This window comes from Streptomyces sp. NRRL S-31 (genome assembly GCF_000718775.1).
In the GTDB taxonomy this organism is placed as follows: Bacteria; Actinomycetota; Actinomycetes; order Streptomycetales; family Streptomycetaceae; genus Streptomyces.
This window is the reverse complement of record NZ_JOCB01000005.1, coordinates 1-17,000: the sequence shown is the minus strand read 5'-3', so window position 1 is coordinate 17,000 and position 17,000 is coordinate 1. Positions and strand designations below refer to the sequence as shown.

Annotated in this window: 12 protein-coding genes, 1 tRNA gene and 5 pseudogenes; 9 read left to right on the top strand and 9 right to left on the bottom strand. The window is 73.6% G+C overall.

Going from position 1 to position 17,000, the window contains the following annotated elements:
• Positions 1–49 precede the first annotated feature (49 nt).
• Complete coding sequence (locus IF37_RS0103510) at positions 50–625, top strand: hypothetical protein (RefSeq protein WP_253915632.1); 576 nt, start codon at positions 50–52, stop codon at positions 623–625.
• Between the two features lie 273 nt (positions 626–898).
• Here the strand turns inward: IF37_RS0103510 and IF37_RS0103505 are convergent, their stop codons facing one another.
• The 4 genes and pseudogenes from IF37_RS0103505 to IF37_RS0103495 all read right to left on the bottom strand — a co-directional run bounded on the left by IF37_RS0103505 (position 899) and on the right by IF37_RS0103495 (position 3,760).
• Positions 899–1,861 carry a DUF5926 family protein gene (locus IF37_RS0103505; RefSeq protein WP_030735883.1) on the bottom strand — a complete coding sequence of 321 codons (963 nt, stop codon included), beginning with the start codon at positions 1,859–1,861 and terminating at the stop codon, positions 899–901.
• A 145-nt stretch (positions 1,862–2,006) separates the two neighbouring features.
• A complete protein-coding gene (locus IF37_RS45485; protein WP_253915635.1) occupies positions 2,007–2,231 on the bottom strand; it encodes a pentapeptide repeat-containing protein in 225 nt (74 codons plus the stop codon).
• A 12-nt stretch (positions 2,232–2,243) separates the two neighbouring features.
• Positions 2,244–2,867 (bottom strand): annotated as a pseudogene (locus IF37_RS45480) (ATP-binding protein); the annotation flags it as partial.
• Between the two features lie 65 nt (positions 2,868–2,932).
• A complete protein-coding gene (locus IF37_RS0103495; protein ID WP_030735871.1) occupies positions 2,933–3,760 on the bottom strand; it encodes a glycerophosphodiester phosphodiesterase in 828 nt (275 codons plus the stop codon).
• 238 nt (positions 3,761–3,998) lie between these two features.
• On the opposite strand from IF37_RS0103495, the gene IF37_RS0103490 reads away from it, so the two are divergent.
• The 3 genes from IF37_RS0103490 to IF37_RS0103480 all read left to right on the top strand — a co-directional run bounded on the left by IF37_RS0103490 (position 3,999) and on the right by IF37_RS0103480 (position 6,434).
• Positions 3,999–5,468, top strand: a complete 1,470-nt coding sequence (locus IF37_RS0103490) for a S1C family serine protease (protein WP_030735867.1) — start codon at positions 3,999–4,001, stop codon at positions 5,466–5,468.
• 69 nt (positions 5,469–5,537) lie between these two features.
• Positions 5,538–5,624 (top strand) — tRNA-Ser (locus tag IF37_RS0103485).
• Positions 5,625–6,029: 405 nt separating this feature from the next.
• Positions 6,030–6,434: a RidA family protein gene (locus IF37_RS0103480; protein ID WP_030735864.1), complete on the top strand. Its 405-nt coding sequence runs from the start codon at positions 6,030–6,032 to the stop codon at positions 6,432–6,434.
• Between the two features lie 202 nt (positions 6,435–6,636).
• Here the strand turns inward: IF37_RS0103480 and IF37_RS0103470 are convergent, their stop codons facing one another.
• The 3 genes from IF37_RS0103470 to IF37_RS0103460 all read right to left on the bottom strand — a co-directional run bounded on the left by IF37_RS0103470 (position 6,637) and on the right by IF37_RS0103460 (position 8,801).
• Positions 6,637–7,482, bottom strand: a complete 846-nt coding sequence (locus IF37_RS0103470) for an RNA polymerase sigma factor SigF (RefSeq protein WP_030735862.1) — start codon at positions 7,480–7,482, stop codon at positions 6,637–6,639.
• Positions 7,483–7,618: 136 nt separating this feature from the next.
• Positions 7,619–7,861 (bottom strand): hypothetical protein, encoded by a 243-nt coding sequence (locus IF37_RS0103465; protein WP_030735860.1) that lies wholly within the window; start codon positions 7,859–7,861, stop codon positions 7,619–7,621.
• Positions 7,862–7,916: 55 nt separating this feature from the next.
• Entirely contained in the window at positions 7,917–8,801 is an 885-nt protein-coding gene (locus IF37_RS0103460; protein WP_030735858.1) for a bifunctional DNA primase/polymerase, read from the bottom strand.
• A 611-nt stretch (positions 8,802–9,412) separates the two neighbouring features.
• Between IF37_RS0103460 and IF37_RS45475 the strand changes: the two are divergent.
• The 4 genes and pseudogenes from IF37_RS45475 to IF37_RS41475 all read left to right on the top strand — a co-directional run.
• Positions 9,413–9,916 (top strand): annotated as a pseudogene (locus tag IF37_RS45475) (MaoC family dehydratase N-terminal domain-containing protein); the annotation flags it as partial.
• 46 nt (positions 9,917–9,962) lie between these two features.
• Positions 9,963–10,799 (top strand): annotated as a pseudogene (locus tag IF37_RS45470) (lipid-transfer protein); the annotation flags it as partial.
• A 146-nt stretch (positions 10,800–10,945) separates the two neighbouring features.
• Positions 10,946–11,509, top strand: a complete 564-nt coding sequence (locus IF37_RS0103445; RefSeq protein ID WP_030735850.1) for a SigE family RNA polymerase sigma factor — start codon at positions 10,946–10,948, stop codon at positions 11,507–11,509.
• Between the two features lie 141 nt (positions 11,510–11,650).
• Positions 11,651–13,147: pseudogene (locus IF37_RS41475) on the top strand (long-chain fatty acid--CoA ligase); the annotation flags it as partial.
• A 262-nt stretch (positions 13,148–13,409) separates the two neighbouring features.
• On the opposite strand, the gene IF37_RS0103425 reads toward IF37_RS41475, so the two are convergent.
• Positions 13,410–14,624, bottom strand: coding sequence for an MFS transporter (locus IF37_RS0103425; protein ID WP_030735838.1), 1,215 nt, complete (start codon positions 14,622–14,624; stop codon positions 13,410–13,412).
• 135 nt (positions 14,625–14,759) lie between these two features.
• On the opposite strand from IF37_RS0103425, the gene IF37_RS0103420 reads away from it, so the two are divergent.
• A complete protein-coding gene (locus IF37_RS0103420; RefSeq protein WP_030735833.1) occupies positions 14,760–15,341 on the top strand; it encodes a TetR family transcriptional regulator in 582 nt (193 codons plus the stop codon).
• Positions 15,342–15,503: 162 nt separating this feature from the next.
• On the opposite strand, the pseudogene IF37_RS0103415 reads toward IF37_RS0103420, so the two are convergent.
• Positions 15,504–17,000, bottom strand: a pseudogene (locus tag IF37_RS0103415) (response regulator); the annotation flags it as partial.

Genomic DNA, 17,000 nt, shown 5'->3' with positions numbered 1-17,000 from the left:
CGGGCGCGGCCGGGGCGGACGGGCGCCGCTCGCTCGTTATCGTCCGGACATGCTGCGTCACTCCGGCGGCCCCGGGACCCCACAGCCGCGCCGCCGCGGGCGGCACCCGCGAAGGCTCCGTCTGTTCGCCCTCGCGGGCGTCGTGGCGGCCGCGGTCGCGCTGCCGCTGACCGTGGCGTCCGCGGGACAGGTGGGCGACGCCGGCCGGGCCGGCGTACCGGCCGCCGTCCGGGGCGACGCCCGGACCGGCGCGGAACACCCTCGCCGCACGCCCTTCCTGCTCGGCATCGGGCTCGCCACCGCCGCCCGCTGCGGTCCCGAGCTGACCTCGCCCGACGGCATCGAGGCCCAGACGTGTGTGCTGATGCAGGGCGAGGACACCTGGGCGCGCACCTACTACCGCAACGCCACCGGCACGTCCCTGGACACCCTGCTGAGTCTGCTGGGGCCGGGCGGGCGGACCGTGCGGACGCACTGTGTCACCGGGGCCGACGACGAGCCCGCCACCTGTGAGACGCCGCGCGGACGCAGCCGGGGCGGACCGGACGCCTACACGGCCGTCACGGAGTTCGCCGGGCGCGGCGCGGACGGGGCACTGCTGCTCCGCTCGGGCAGCAACTCCTGAGCTTTGCGGAGGAGTTGACGCTCCGTGCCGGGACGGACGCCGGTGTGGACACGGCTCCGGCACGGTGCGGACATGGAAAGACCCGGTTGCTGGCGACGGGGGATGCACCAGCAACCGGGCTACTGGAACGGTAACAAGAGATCGGCGGTTCGCAAATTCCGTCTGGGCGATTCGGACACCGATTTCCCTGTCAAAACGGCGAGTTGTGACAGGAGTCACCTGCCGTGGGGCCCGGTGGTACGACTGACCGGCCGGTCAGCCGCGCGCGGGACGTCAGCTGAGCGTGACCTGCCGGTTGGTCAGTCCGCCGCGGGCCCGGCGCTCCTCCGGCGTGAGCGGCTCGCGGACGGCGAGGGCGGCGGAGAGACGCTCGGCGAACTCGGCGGCCGGCTTCTCCACGTCCGCCGCCGTGACCCCGCTCGGCAGGTCCCAGACCGGCACGGTGAGGCCGTGAGCACGGAAGGAGCCCACGAGCCGGGTGCCCTCGCCGAGGCCGGAGCGGCCCACCGCGTGCAGCCGCGCGAGAGCGTCCAGAAGCTGCTCCTCCGGATGCGGCATGACCCAGCGCAGGTGGTTCTTCTCCGCGGTCTCGCACCAGTAGGCGGCGTCCACGCCGGCCAGCTTCACGGTCGGGATGGCGGCGGCGTTGGCCCGCTCCAGGGAGGCGGCCACCTCCGGGGCGGCGTTCTCCGCGTCCGGCACCCAGAATTCGAAACCGCTGTGCACGACCGGCTCGAAGGCGGCCTCCGCGTCGAGCAGGTCCTGGAGCCGCGGCGCGTCGGCGGGGGCACGGCGGCCCTGCACCGGAGTGCCCGGCTCGGCCTCCAGCGCGCGCAGCAGCGTGTCGGCCAGGTCGCGGCTGATGTCACCGGAGGCCGTGTCGTTCTGGAGGCCCAACAGGACCGAGCCGTCGTCCCGGCGCAGCGCGGGCCAGGCCATCGGCAGCACCGTGGCCAGGGTGACCGACGGGACGCCCTCGGGCAGGCCGTCCTTCAGGGTCAGCGCGGCCGTCGCCGCCGGGACCAGCTCGCGCAGCGCGACCCAGTCGCACTCGCCGGACAGGCCCTCGAACGGGCGCTGCACCAGTTCGGTCGCGGCGTGCGCGGCGGCCCGGCCGTGACATGCCTTGTAGCGCCGGCCGCTGCCGCAGGGGCAGGGTTCGCGAGCGCCGACGACCGGGATCTCCCCGTCGGTCGGCTGCGGCTTGGCCTTCGTCTGGGGTCGTTTCTTGGCCATGATGGGTGTCTCCCGGTTACGGCTCTTCTCGTACGGTCGGGAGCCTAGCCGTTCGCGCCATGGCCGACGGGAACCTGTGGACAACGCACGCGTGCTCGACGCCGGCGGTGTGAACCGGGGGACGGCGCCCGCCGGCCCTGCGCGGTCAGTCCAGATCCTCGAAGGTGTCCGAAAAGCCGAGGCCGGACAGCTCCGGCAGGGACACGCCCGGCCGGGACACGCCCGGCCGGGACACCCCCGGCCGGGACACGCCGGGCCGCGGCACGCCCGGATGGGACAGGTCGGTGCGCGAGAGATCGGTGCGGGCCAGGTCGGTGCGGGCCAGGTCGGCTCGGGAGAGGTCGGGACGGGACAGGTCGGGCAGCGACACGTCCGGCGCCGGCAGGCCCGGGCGTGCGAGGTCCGGGACCGGCCGCGGGCTCGCGGCGCGGGTGGCGCGCGGGGGGAAGGCGTCGTGGCGGCACCCGGCGTCGGGGTCGTACACGTCCTCGTGGACCAGCACCCACACCGTCACCTCGCCCCGGACGTCGTCCCGGACGCCCCAGTCGTCGGCGAGAGCCGTGATGATGTTCAGCCCGCGGCCACCGTGCGCGGTCACCGACGGCGTGGCCGGCGCCGGGCGGGTCGGGCCGCCGCCGTCCGTCACCTCCACGATGAGCCGCCCGCGCGCGTCGACCCGCCACGCGGCACGGACGTCCCCGTCCCCGGCCGACGCGTCCCCCAGCGGGCGTCCGTGTTTGCAGGCGTTGCTCAAAAGTTCGGAAAGGATCAGTACGGCATCGTCGATGACCGACTCGGCCACACCGCCGCCGCGCAGCTGCGCCCTCATCCGGTGCCGCGCCTCGCCCACGCCCGCAGGGCCATGGGGTACGGCCATGCTCGACGACGTGGGCACCTCCTGTGCCACCACCAACGCCACCCCCGAGACCTCCTTCGCCCCACGCCACGGAGTGGATGCCCCCTTGGCCTGTACCGGAAACCGGCCAGTCCTCTTCCGCGGACGCATTCGCCGCGGCCCCTTTCACGGCGAACGCGCCGGAGCACTCCCCGGGACGGCCGGGCCGCGGGAGGTCAGCGCCCCAGCTGCCGCAGCACCGCGCGCGGGCGGTTGGTGATGATGGCGTCGACGCCCAGCTCGACGCAGAGGCCGACGTCCTCGGGCTCGTTCACGGTCCACACGTGGACCTGGTGGCCGGCCCGCTTGAGCCGCTCCACGTAGCCGGGGTGGTTGCGCACGATGCGGATGGACGGGCCGGCGATCCGCACGTCCCCGGGCAGCCGCCCCTCGCGCAGCCGGGGCGAGAGGAACTGCACCAGGTAGACCGTCGGCAGCGTGGGCGCCGCGGCACGCACGCGGTGCAGCGAACGGGCCGAGAAGCTCATGACCCGCACCGGCGACTCGGCGGCGGCGGGCGGCGCGTCCAGGCCGAACCGCTTCAGCAGCGTCAGCAGCCGCTCCTCGACCTGTCCGGCCCAGCGGGTGGGGTGCTTGGTCTCGATGGCCAGCTCCACCCGCCGCCCGGCGTCCGCGACCAGCTCCAGCAGCCGCTCCAGGGTGAGCACGGAGGTCTCCTCGCGGTCCTCCGGCCGGTGCTCCCAGTCGGGCTCCTCGTCCCGCCCGTGCCAGATCTCGCGCGTCCTGCGGGAGCCGAAGTCGAGGGCGGCGAGGTCGGCCAGCTCCAGCGCGGAGACCGCGCCGCGGCCGTTGGAGGTACGGTTCACCCGCCGGTCGTGGACGCAGACCAGGTGGCCGTCCGCGGTCAGCCGTACGTCGCACTCCAGGCCGTCGGCGCCGTCCTCGATCGCCTTCCGGTAGGCGGCGAGGGTGTGCTCGGGAGCGTCTTCGGAGGCGCCCCGGTGGGCGACGACCTGGATGGCGTGCTGTGGTGCGTGGGTCACCGCGTCATGGTGCCACCGTCGCCGGGTACACGGGGCGGCGCGGACGCGTCCTGCGACGGACGGGGGCACACCCCCTGATCATTTATGTAACTTTTGCGTTAGTGGTCGTAAAAGATCCTATATAAAGAGGACTGCCGGACCCACAGCCACGGCTTATGGTGCTCTGACGGCCCGTGGGAAAAGCTGACTGCGTACCAGTGAGACCGACGACAACAGGCGTGGACCGAGGAGAAGAGCTTTGAGCACCGAGAACGAGGGCAACGCGGTACCCCCGGCGCCGTCCGTACCTCCCGTGCCGGCCGCCTCTCCGACCACTCGGCCGCAAGGCCCCGAGCCCGAGGGAAGCGCCCCGCTCCCGCCGGTGCCCCAGGAGAGCCCGGCGGCCCCGGCCGCCGCCACCGCGCCCGGCCAGGACCCGTACCAGCACCAGCACCCGTCCGGTCAGGACCCCTACCGCCACCAGCCCGGCCCGGCCGGTCCGGCCCCGGACGGCTCCTGGCCGCCCCCGCCGCCGGTCACCCCGGCCTACGGCGACGGCGGCCCGGGCGCCGGCTGGGGGGCCTCGTACCAGCAGCCCGCCCCCAAGCCGCGCGGCGGTCGCGGCGGACTGGTCGCGGCGGTCCTGGTGGCCGCGCTGGTCGCGGGCGGCCTGGGCGGCGGCCTCGGCTACACCCTGGCCAAGGACCGGGACGACCGCGGCTCCACCACGGTCTCCGCCTCCGACGGCGCCACGCAGGTCAAGCGCGCCCCGGGGACCATCGCCAACGTGGCGTCCAGGGCGCTGCCCAGCACGGTGACGATCGAGGCCGAGAGCGGCAACGGCGAGGGCGGCACGGGCACCGGGTTCGTCTTCGACACCCAGGGCCACATCGTCACCAACAACCACGTGGTCGCGGACGCGGTCGACGGCGGCAGGCTCACCGCCACCTTCCCGAACGGGCGGAAGTACAACGCCGAGATCGTCGGCCACGCGCAGGGCTACGACGTGGCGGTCATCAAGCTCAAGAACGCCCCCTCCGACCTCAAGCCGCTCGCCCTCGGCGACTCCGACAAGGTGGCCGTGGGCGACGAGACCATCGCCATCGGCGCCCCCTTCGGCCTGTCCAACACGGTGACGACGGGCATCATCAGCGCCAAGAACCGACCGGTGGCCTCCAGCGACGGCAGCTCCTCCAGCAAGGCGTCGTACATGAGCGCCCTCCAGACCGACGCCTCCATCAACCCGGGCAATTCCGGCGGTCCGCTGCTGGACGCCTCCGGCGCGGTCATCGGCATCAACTCCGCGATCCAGTCCACCGGCAGCGGCGGCTTCGGCTCCGGCCAGTCCGGCTCGATCGGCCTGGGCTTCGCCATCCCGATCAACCAGGCGAAGTACGTCGCCCAGCAGCTGATCAAGACGGGCAAGCCGGTGTACGCGAGGATCGGCGCCTCGGTCTCGCTGGAGGACTCCAGCGACGGCGCCAAGATCACCGACCAGGGCACGGGCGGCGCCGCCGCGGTCGAGTCGGGCGGACCGGCGGCCAAGGCCGGCCTCAAGCCCGGTGACGTCATCGTCAAGCTCGACGACCACGTGATCGACAGCGGCCCCACCCTGATCGGCGAGATCTGGACGCACAAGCCCGGCGACAAGGTCGCGGTCACCTACAAGCGGGGCGGCCAGGAGCACACGGTGGACCTGACGCTGGGCTCGCGCGACGGCGACAGCTGACCCGGTCGCCCCGCCGTCCCCCGGCGGCCCGGTAATCTGTACGCGCGCCGCCGTTCTCCGTCGGCGCGGGGAGGCGTGCCCGAGCGGCCGAAGGGAACGGTCTTGAAAACCGTCGTGGCAGCGATGTCACCGTGGGTTCAAATCCCACCGCCTCCGCAAGGGTCGTAGACGTGCTGGTCAGAAGGGGTGTCCCTCGGTGAGGGGCACCCCTTCGGCACGCCCGCCGCTGGGAGCGCGGACGGCGAGCGAAGGGCGCCGAGGAGCCGCGGTGTCCCCTCGGGAAACGAGCCGTGTGGCGGGCTTACCGCGGCAGCAGCTCGATGTGCGGCGGCGTCGGGCGCCCCCCTGTAACTGACCGCCGTTCCGCGTGCGGACCCTAGGCGGGCACCTTTACCTGGATGGCCAAGCGCATTGCGACCAATCTGTGCGCGCAGAGGACAGTCCTGCTTCGCTGTGGAACAAGCGTTTACTTGCATGGAAGTTGAACGAACAAGTAAATTTTCGGTCAAGGGGGCCTGTCTTCAATTGAAGGTCTCGCGCGCTGTTCAAAGGGAGTGAGAAATGGGTTCTCAAATGAAGGCGTTCGGTTTCGGTATGCCGTGGGAGTCGTCTTACGGGTACAGCCAGGCCATTCAGGTCGGTGACACGGTTTATGTGTCCGGACAGTTGTCCCATGACCGAGATGGCAATTTCGTGGGCGTAGGCGACTACGAAGCGCAGGTGCGGACCACACTGGACAATCTGGACCTGGTGCTGAAGCAGTTCGGGGCCGAGCGCAGCCAGGTAGTGGAAACCACGGTGCTGGTGAGGAACCTGCGGGAGAACTTCGACACGACGGCACGCCTTCACGCCGAGTACTTCGGAGAACACCGGCCCACCAGCACGGTCATGGGTATTTCCGACCTGGCATTGCCGGACCAACTCGTGGAGATCGGCGCGCTCGTACGTCTCGACGTGAAGCCATAGGCGGGAGAAGGCGGCAACCCCCACGGCGACGGCGGGACGCGCGGGCTGTCGGCGTGAGTTTCGGGGTGGGTTAGTTTCGGGGTGGGTTAAGGAGAAGGGGTGTCTCTCATGGAGAGGCACCCCTTCGTCTTCCGGCGGTCATACGAGTCCACGGTGTTTCAAGGGCGCCCCTCGATGAGGAGCACCAGCACGCGGCCGGTCGTCAGCTCGTGCTGAGCATGCCCTCGCGCAGCCGGGCGAGGGTGCGCGACAGCAGGCGGGAGACGTGCATCTGGGAGACGCCCAGGTGTTCGCCGATCTGGGCCTGGGTCAGCTCCTCCACGAACCGCATGTGGATGATCCGCCGGTCGCGCTCGTCCAGCTCGGCGATCAGCGGGGCCAGTGCGTGGAAGTCCTCCACCAGCTCCAGCGCCGTGTCCTCGGCGCCGATGAAGTCCTGGAGGGCGCTCTCGCCGTCCTCACTGGTGCCGATCGCGGCGTCGAGGGACGAGGAGTTGTACCCGTTGGCGGCGAGGCGGGCCTCGCGGACCTCGTCCTCGGGCAGGCTCATCAGCTCCGACAGCTCCTTGACCGTCGGGGCGCGGCCCAGGCGGCTGCGCAGCTCCTCCGTCGCCCGGGCGAGCTGGACCCGGGCCTCCTGCAACCGGCGCGGCACATGGACGGCCCAGGTGGTGTCGCGGAAGAAGCGCTTGATCTCGCCGACGATGTAGGGGATGGCGAAGGAGGTGAACTCCGCCTCCCGGGAGAGGTCGAACCGGTCGATGGCCTTGATCAGGCCGATCATGCCGACCTGGACGATGTCCTCCATCTCCTCCGGGCCGCGGCTGCGGAACCGGCCGGCCGCGAAGCGGACCAGGGACATGTTCATCTCGATCAGCGTGTTGCGGGCGTAGCTGTACTCGGGAGTGCCCTCCTCCAGCACCGCCAGCTGGTCGAAGAAGAGCCGCGACAGCTCCCGGGCGTCCTTCGGGGCGACCCGCGAGGGGTCGACGACTTCGGGCAGCTCGCTTGCCTGCGTGTGTGTCGCCGTCGAGCTCATGAGCACCATGATCTTCCCCTCCCGTGACCGATCCCTCCGGAGCGGCCCCTGATGACCGCCGACCGCCGCTCGTCTACCCCCGCGTCACCCGCCCATGCCTGTTTTTTGCGCACAGGTGTCCGAGGGCCCGGCCGGGGAGCCGTGCCTACTCGACGGCCGGGTCCTCCTGCGCCTGCCGTACGGCCTGCCGTACCGCCTGTTCGACCTCCCGGGGGTCGGTGCCCGTCGCCGTGGCGCGTGCCGTGATCGCCGCCCGGATCGCGTCCGAGGCGGCGCAGAAACGGCGCCGCTGCTCGTCGTAGGCCGTGCCGGTGAGGCCCGCCAGCCGGGCGCGCTCCTTCTCGGCGGTGTGCTCCAGCCTGATCAGTTCATCCGGTATGTCCGTCACGTTCGGATCGTAAGAGGCATCGGGCCGTCTCGCGCGTCCAGCGCCCGGCGGGCCGTCACGGTCGGGCGCCGGGGGGTCGGTGCCCGGTCATCCGTGCCGCCGACGCGATCGTGGCGCGGGCCTCGCGCTCCGACAGGCCGGTCCGCCGGGCCGCCTCGGCCAGGGGTGCCGCCAGGGCGGGGCCGATGCCGTTCTCGTAGGCCCGGCAGGCCGCCCAGAACAGCCGGGTGTTGCGCTGGCCCTCGTGCGCCGAGCGGACGAACCGGACCAGGCCGCGGCCGTGGGTGCCGGGGGCGGGCGGCGCCGGGTGGCGGGCCGGGGGCGGGAGCAGGAGCAGACGGAGCAGGGACGGCGGGCAGGGGGCCGGGGGCAGGTGGGCGGTGCCGGGCGCGGTCATGTAGACGCCGTGCCCGGTGCGGGAGCCGGGGCCCACCAGGTAGCCGCCGGCGCCGCGGATGTCGATGCCGGGGGCGAGCCGGCCGGCGGAGTTGGGCACGACGGTGTCCGGCGGGCCGGTCAGCCACAGGTGACGGCCGCCGCTCGGGGTGAGCACGACGACCGTATCGGGGATCGCGAACAGCCGGCGCAGGGCGGTTTCGCGCAGGGCGGCGGAGGCGTCCGTACCGGGCTTGGTGTCCAGGTCGACGCCGATCAGGTGGTGCGGCGGCAGCCCGCAGGCGATGCCGTAGCCGGTGGCCCAGGGGGCGGCGGCGAACAGTTCCCGGATGCGCGCGGGGTCGGTGGAGGCGTCGTACACGCCGTGGCCGGGGCGGCCGCACTCGCCGTGGCAGGGCGCCGCCGGCTCCGGGTCGTCGTGGTGGGGGGAGCGCAGGGCCGGGAGCTTCGTCCGGGACAGCGGGAGGACGGCCAGGCCGCGTTCGGCGGCGGACAGGGCGTGCGCGAGGGCCAGCGTCGTGGCCTGCCGGTCGGTGGTGGCCATGGCTCCATGTTCGTACTCACGTTCGAAAAAGGGAAGGGTGAGTCGCGGAGCCGTGCCGGTGCGGGGCGGACCGGCCGGATCCGTGCGGGAACGATTCATCCCTTGCGTCGCTTAAGGAGTGGAAGTTCCGTACTGATGCGTGCCGGGGCGAGAAGTGAATAAGGGTGACGATGAGGGTTTATCGACTTGTCATCACGCTTGCGGGCGAATCGGTGCTTCGGGGTGGTTCGCCGCCGCTCCTGGGGGCAGCTCTGGAAGCGCGACGTCGTTCACCACGGCCGGGGCGGTCGGCCAGCCGCCCGGGTGAGGGCCGTGGCTCGGCTACTTCCGGCCCTGGGGCCGCTGACATTTCTCGAGGGGTCGGCGGCGACCGCGCTCCAGCAGGGCAACGGCAACGTGGCCGTCGGCTTCACCCCCCTGTGGTGGTGAGCGCCGGCTGAGGTCCCTCGCGGGGAGGGCCTCGGCGAGGTGTGCTCCGGGGTCGTGACACGTCCGCGCGGCGGTGCCTTCGGTGCTGCCGCGCAGGCGTGTCCCAAGGCGGTCGCGAACGACGGCGACCTTGACACCCCACGTTATCTGACGGGCAGTCAGAAACCTTCCGAGGCCAGGAGGTGGCGGTGAGCGAGGAGCACACGCACGACGAGCTGGGCGCGCGGCTCAAGGAGTTCGAGGGACGGCCGGCCGCCGTCGCCGGGGTCGGCAAGGACCCGGTGAACGCGCCGATGATCCGGCACTGGTGCGAGGCGCTGGGCGACACCCACCCCGACTACACGGGCCCGGACGCCATCGCCCCGCCCACCATGCTCCAGGTCTGGACGATGGGCGGCCTGTCCGGGCACGGGGGCCGCACCGGGGCGTACGACCAACTCCTCGGCCTGCTGGACGCGGCGGGCTGCACCGCCGTGGTGGCCACCGACTGCGAGCAGGAGTACCGGCGGCCCCTCAGGCCGGGCGACGAGATCACCTTCGACACGGTCGTCGAGGAGGTCTCCGGCCGCAAGACGACCAGGCTGGGCACGGGCTACTTCATCACCACCCGCACGGTCGTACGGGTGGACGGCGAGCCGGTGGGCACCCACCGCTTCCGCATCCTCAAGTACGCCCCCGCGCCCCGCGCCGCGCGAGCACCCCAGGCGCCCCAGAGACCCCAGGCGCCCCAGAGTCTGCTACCGCGCGTTCAACGAGCGGTCGGGCCGCCGGTTCGGCGCGGGGGTGGCGCACCGGGAGTCGCCGGCGGAGGGCGCGGCGCTCGGCTGGGCGCTGCCCTTCGGGCTGCTCACCCCGGCCTCCTGGGTGGCGATGGCCGCCCAGCGGTACCTGTACGCGTACGGGCTGACACCTCAGGCGTTCGGGCACGTGGCCGTGGTGGACCGCGGCTACGCGGCGACCAACCCGGCCGCGTACTTCCACGGCCGGCCGATCACGCTCGCCGACCACGCGGCCTCCCGCTGGATCGCCGAACCGCTGCGGCTGCTGGACTGCTGCCAGGAGACCGACGGCGGACAGGCGCTCGTCGTCACCTCCCTGGAGCGGGCCCGGGACCTGCCGCAGCGGCCCGCCGTGATCGCGGCGGCGGCCCAGGGCGCCGGCCGGGCGCAGGAACAGATGACCGGCTTCCACCGCGGCGACCTGACCGGCCTGCCGGAGATGGGCGCGGTGGCCCGCCAGCTCTGGCGCACCTGCGGGCTCGGCCCCGGCGACATCGACGTCGGCATCCTGTACGACCACTTCACACCGTTCGTGCTGATGCAGCTGGAGGAGTTCGGGTTCTGCGGCAGGGGGGAGGCGGCGGACTTCGTGGCGGAGCGGCGGCTGCCGCTCAACACGCACGGCGGTCAGCTGGGAGAGGCGTACCTGCACGGGATGAACGGCATCGCGGAGGCCGTCCGCCAGCTGCGGGGCACGGCCGTGAACCGGATACCGGGGGCGGCCCGGGCCCTGGTCACGGCCGGGACCGGGGTGCCGACATCGGGGCTGGTCCTGACGGCGGACGGCTGAGGCGTCGGGGTCGTACCCGCAGACGGCCCGGACCCGCCGTCCACCTTCAGGAGGTGCGGCCAGCCCCACCCCTACAACCTGAGGGGGACTCCGCTCCGGGACCTGCGGCCGATCCGCCGCGTCGGGGCCGCTCCTAGCGTTGAGGCATGACCACACCCGTCTGCACCAGCGCCTCGGCCGTCGCCGCACCCGGGCGGCAGACCCCAGTCCACTCCTCGTTCGCGGCGTACGTGCGGGCCCGCCAGCCGTTCCTGCTGCGCACCGCGCGCTCGCTGACCGCGAACCCGGTCGATGCCGAGGACCTCTTGCAGACCGCCCTCGCCAAGACGTACGTCGCCTGGGAGCGGATCGAGGACAAGCGGGCGCTGGACGGCTATGTGCGCCGGGCGCTGGTGAACACCCGCACCTCGCAGTGGCGCAAGCGCAGGGTGGACGAGTTCGCCTGCGACGAGCTGCCCGAGCCGGAGCCCGTGCCCGGCGCCGGGGACCCGGCCGAGCGGCAGGCGCTGCGCGACGCGATGTGGCGGGCGGTGCTGGGGCTGCCGGCCCGCCAGCGGGCGATGGTCGTCCTGCGGTACTACGAGGACCTCAGCGAGGCGCAGACCGCCGAGGTGCTCGGCGTGTCGGTGGGCACGGTGAAGTCGGCGGTCTCCCGGGCACTGGGCAAGCTGCGCGAGGACCCGGAGCTGGCGCCGGTCCGCCAGGTCTGACCCGGGCGGACCGGCGCGGCCCGCCGACTCGCGGTTTCCCGGAGGTCGGTGACCCATCCCCTAGTGACATACCGCGTGGTATGTGCGCAGAATCAGCGGAACCTCTACCACCGCGTAGGCAATGTCGCCCGGGAGGACTCCGTGCTGAGCACCATGCAGGACGTACCGCTGCTGATCTCCAGGATCCTGACCCACGGGTCCACGGTCCACGGATCGTCGCGGGTGACCACCTGGACCGGCGAGCCCGAGCCGCACCGGCGCACCTTCGCCGAGGTCGGGGCCCGCGCCGCCCAGCTGGCGCACGCCCTGCGCGACGGGCTGGGGGTGACCGGAGACGACCGGGTGGCCACGCTCATGTGGAACAACGCCGAGCACGTCGAGGCGTACTTCGCCATCCCGTCCATGGGCGCGGTGCTGCACACGCTCAACCTGCGGCTGCCCGCCGAGCAACTGGTGTGGATCGTCAACCACGCGGCCGACAAGGTCGTCGTCGTCAACGGCTCGCTGATCCCGCTGCTCGCGCCGCTGCTGCCGAAGCTGCCGACGGTCGAGCACGTCGTCGTCTCCGGCCCCGGCGACCGCGCCCCGCTCGCGGACAGCGGCGCCCGGGTGCACGAGTACGAGGAGCTGATCGCCGGCCGGCCCACCCACTACGACTGGCCCGAGCTGGACGAACGCCGGGCCGCCGCCATGTGCTACACCTCCGGCACCACCGGCGACCCCAAGGGCGTGGTCTACAGCCACCGTTCCGTCTACCTGCACTCCATGCAGGTCAACATGACCCAGTCGATGGGCCTGACCGACCAGGACACCTCGCTGGTCGTCGTCCCGCAGTTCCACGTCAACGCCTGGGGCCTGCCGCACGCCACCTTCATGACCGGCGTCAACCTGCTGATGCCGGACCGCTTCCTCCAGCCGGCGCCGCTCGCCGAGATGATCGAGCGCGAGCGGCCCAGCCACGCGGCGGCCGTCCCGACCATCTGGCAGGGCCTGCTCGGCGAACTCACCGCCCGCCCCCGGGACGTGTCCTTCCTCGGCCAGGTCACGATCGGCGGCTCGGCCTGTCCGCCCTCCCTGATGGAGGCGTTCGACCGCCTCGGCATGCGGGTCTGCCACGCCTGGGGCATGACGGAGACCTCCCCCCTCGGCACGGTGGCCCGGCCGCCGGCCCACGCGGTCGGCACCGGGCAGGAGTTCGGCTACCGCCTCACCCAGGGCCGCTTCCCGGCCGGCGTCGAGGCCCGCCTCACCGGCCCCGGCGGCGCCCGCCTGCCCTGGGACGGCGAGTCGGCGGGCGAGCTGGAGGTGCGCGGACCCTGGATCGCGGGCGCCTACTACAACGGCCCCGACGCCGAACCGCTGCGACCGGCCGACAAGTTCAGCGAGGACGGCTGGCTGAAGACGGGGGACGTCGGCACGATCTCCCCCGACGGCTTCCTCACCCTCACCGACCGCGCCAAGGACGTCATCAAGTCCGGCGGCGAATGGATCTCCTCGGTCGAGCTGGAGAACGCGCTGATGTCCCACCCGGACGTCGCCGAGGCGGCCGTGGTCGCCGTACCCGACGACAAGTGGGGCGAGCGCCCGCTGGCCACCGTGGTCCTCCGGCCGGGGGCCACCGCCGACTTCGAGACCCTCCCGCCTCCGGCGTCACCCTCCTTCGGCGGGGAGCGGGGAGCGGGGAGCGGGGAGCGGGGAGCGGGGAGCGGGGAGCGGGGAGGCCCGGTCGTGGGAGGCGTGCGCCGGGCAGGGCGGCGGCGTGGGAGGCGTACGCCCGGCCGGGTGGCGTCTGCGGGAGGTGTACGCCGGACCGGGCGGCGGCCGTGGGGCCACCGCCCGGTCCGGGTCGGGGTCGGGGGCAGCGGTGGCCGCGAGGCCACCGCCGGCCGGGCTCCCGGGGTCAGCGGCGGCCGGAGCGGATCGCCGTCGACGCCCAGCCCAGCAGCAGCCACACGCCCGCCACCACGCACACCCCGGTCCAGCCCCAGTGGCCGAAGGCGGGGCCGGCCGCGGCCGAGGCGAGGGCGCCGCCGGCGAAGGCGGCCACGACGTAGGCCGTGTTGGCGGTGGCCGGCGAGGACGTCGTGGTCAGGGCCAGGGTCTGGTTGGCCACGTGGGAGGCGACCAGGGCCGCGTGGACGACGACCGCGGCGGCGAACAGCGCCGGCAGCACATACCCGCCGAGCCAGAACAGCGGGACGGCGACGGCGGCCAGCACATAGGCGGTGCCGACGACGCGCGCGGCACCGAACCGGTCCACCAGACCGCCGGCCAGCGGGCCCACCGCGGTGGCGGTCAGGCCGAAGAGGCCGAAGAGCCCGGCGGTCGCGGTGGACAGGCCGTACTCCGGGCCGGTCAGCAGCAGGGCAAGCGAGGTCCACAGGGCGCTCCAGGCGCCGAACATCCCCGCCTGCCGGAGGCACGCCCGCCACAGGTCGGGGGAGCGGCGCAGCAGTCCGGGCAGCTCGGCCATGCCGGAGAACAGCCCGCCCTCCCGTACCCGCTGCTCGGCCGGCAGCGCCAGCGCGGTGGTCAGCCCCAGGACGAGGGTCAGCACGGCGGAGCCGCCGAACACCCAGCGCCAGCCGAAGGCCTGCCCGGCCAGACCGCCGAGCACACGGGCCGCGACGATGCCGGTGAACAGCCCGGCGATGACGACCGCGACATGCCGGGCACGCCGGTCGGCCGGGGCGAGCGCGGCCACCAGCGGGATCAGCAGCTGCGGGATGACAGTCGCCGCGGCGGCGACGAACACGGCGGCGGCGAGGGACGCGGTGCCCGGGGCGACGGCCGCGAGCAGCATCGCCGCCGTGGTGGCCACGGAGAGCCAGGCGACGAGCCGGCGACGGTCGACGCGACCGCCGAGCGGCGCGAAGAACAGCAGGCCGACCGCGAAGCCGAGCTGGGCGACCGAGGCGATCCAGGCCACAGCCGAGGGCGTGGTGCCGAAGTCGTGGGCGATCAGCGGGAGCAGCGGAGCCGGGAGGTAGACGTTCGAGGCCGTGACGGCGGTGCAGACGGCGATCAGCAGGAGGAAGAGCGTGCCGGAGGACGAACGCCCGCGGGTGGTGGTCCCGGTCTGTGCTGCCTGGCGGCTGGTGGTGGCTGACGGCATGAGCGGAAGTACTCCTTTAGAGCCGGCTCACTCAACTAACTGGTTGGTTGAAAACTCCCAACACCGGTGCCCCGCCGTGCATTCCCGACAACCAAACGGTTGGTTGTCCGGCTCGCGCGGCCCTACCCTGTCCCCATGGCAGCAGTGAGGGACCCCGAGGCCACCAAGGCCCGCATCTTCGCGGCGGCGGTCGCCGAGTTCTCCCGGTACGGCATCGCGGGCGCCCGCATCGACCGCATCGCCGCCGAGGCCAAGGCCAACAAGCAGCTCATCTACGCCTACTTCGGCAACAAGTCGGAGCTGTTCACGCAGATCCTCGGCCGGTGCATGGTCGACCTGGCCTCGACCGTGCCCGTCGTCCCCGACGACATCGACGGCTGGGTGGACGGCCTCCTCGACTACCACGCCGCCCACCCCGAACTGCTGCGCCTGCTGCTCTGGGAGGGCCTGGAGTACGGCAGCGCCGAACTGCCCGACGAGGAGTCCCGCCGGGACCACTACGCCCGTAAGGCCGAGGTGATCCGGGACGGCCAGGAACGGGGCGTCATCACGGACGTCATCCCGGCCGGCGACCTGCTGATCCTGCTGAACGCGCTGACGAACTGGCTGGCCGTGGTCCCGCAGCTGCGGCGCGTCATCACCGGCGCCCAGGACACCGGTCACGACCGCCTGCGGGCCTCCGTCAAGGAGGCGGCCCGCAGAATCGTCACGCCCTAGGGTCCGGACCGGGGTGGACCGGAACGGACCGGGGGTGGACCGGGGTGGGCCGAGGCGGGCCGAGGGTGGACCGAGGCGGGCCGGGGGTGGACCGAGGCGGGCCGGAGTGGGCCGCCCCGGTCCGGATGCCGCCCCGGTCCGGACGCCACCCGGGGCGGTCGCCTAGTTGGTGCCGATCCGGGCCAGCAGGTCCACGATCCTGCTCTGCACCTCGGTGCTGGTGGACCGCTCGGCGAGGAACAGCACGGTCTCGCCCGAGGCCAGCCGGGGCAGGTCGGCCTGGTCGACGGCGGCGGTGTAGACGACCAGCGGGGTCCGGGTGAGCTGCCCGTTCGCCCGCAGCCAGTCCACGATCCCGGCCCGTCGGCGGTGCACCTGCATCAGGTCCATCACCACCAGGTTCGGCCGGAACTGTGCCGCCAGCGTCACCGCGTCGATGTCGCTCGCGGCTCGTGCCACCTGCATCCCGCGCCGCTCCAGCGTCGAGGTCAGCGCCAGCGCGATCTCCGCGTGCTCCTCGATGAGCAGCACCCGCGGCGGGTGCTGCTCGCTGTCCCGGGGGGCCAGCGCCTTCAGCAGCACGGCGGGGTCGGCGCCGTACGCCGCCTCCCGCGTCGCCTGCCCCAGCCCGGCCGTGACCAGCACCGGGACCTCGGCGGCCCCGGCGGCCTGGCGCAGCGACTGCAACGCCGTCCGCGTGATCGGACCGGTCAGCGGGTCCACGAACAGCGCGGCGGGGAAGGCCGCGATCTGCGCGTCGACCTCCTCGCGCGAGTGCACGATGACCGGCCGGTAGCCACGGTCGCTGAGCGCCTGCTGGGTCGTCACGTCCGGCGCCGGCCACACCAGCAGCCGGCGCGGGTTGTCCAGCGGCTCCGGGGGCAGCTCGTCGTCCAGCGGCTGCGGGCGCGGGGTGTCCGCCACCTCGACCGCCCCGCCGGGGCCGTCCAGCGGCTCCGGACCCTCGGCGGCGTCGGGCCCCGGGGCGCCTATGGCGTACGACCGCCCGGCGCCCTCGGTGCCCGGCACCGGCCGGGGCTGCGGTACGGGTGCCTGACCGGCGGCCGGCGCGGGCTGTGCCACCGGGGGCTGCGCGCCGAGCGGCGGGTGGGCGCCGAGCGAGGGGTGCGCGGGCTCGGTCGCCGGGTGCGGGCGGGCGCCCGGGTCCGGAGGCGTGCCCAGCTTGCGCCGGCGGCCCGAACCGCCGGGCGCGTGCGGAGGCGGGGTCGTCGTCGGCTGCTGGACCTGGGCGACCTGCCGGGCGAACGGCACACCCTGCCCGAGCGTACGGACGGAGATCGCCCGCCCCTGCGTGAAGTCCGGATCGACCGGCCCGTCGCCCGCCGCCTCGGCGGGCAACGGCTGCGCGGCCCGCTGGGCCCCCTCGGGACGCGGGGCGCCCGGAGCCGGGGTGCCGGGGGCGGGGACCGGGACGCCCGCCCCGGCGGTGTCGCCGGTGCCCGGCCACTGCTGCGGGACCACGGCTGCGGGACCGCCGGCGGGCGGCACCTGCGCGGTACCGGCCTCGGCGGGCAACGGCAGCGCGCCCGGACCCGTCACCGGAGTACCGGCGGGCGGGGTGCCCGGCTGCGCCTGCCCGGGCCCCGCCGGGGGCTGCTGGGCCGGAGCGGCGGGCATGGCGGGGGCGGGTGGTACCGG